At 67.1% G+C, this 249-nt stretch carries 1 pseudogene; it reads left to right on the forward strand.

Features of this window, described 5'->3' with window-relative positions:
• Window positions 1-249: pseudogene (locus ACTFO6_RS19290) on the forward strand (tetratricopeptide repeat protein); the annotation flags it as partial.

The following is a 249-nucleotide window of genomic DNA, read 5'->3' on the forward strand; positions in this document are numbered from 1 at the left end:
CCTGGTACCTGTCCGTGGGCAAAGGAGAACACAAGCTCCAGGCCCGGGTGCGCTACGCTACCGTGCTGGCCAAGCAGGGCAAGATGGAGGAAGGGCGGACCTACCTGCTGCAGGTGGCGCAGGAGAATCCGGACCAGGAGGTCCCCCTGGTCCTGGCCGAGGCCCAGTTGCTGCGGGATGCGGAGGCCTATCAGGAGGCCTTCGATCTCCTCGGCAAGGCCCTCGAGCGCATGCCCGAGAACCCCGACC

The sequence above is a fragment of the Pelomicrobium sp. G1 genome (genome assembly GCF_051905455.1).
Lineage (GTDB): Bacteria > Pseudomonadota > Gammaproteobacteria > Burkholderiales > UBA6910 > Pelomicrobium.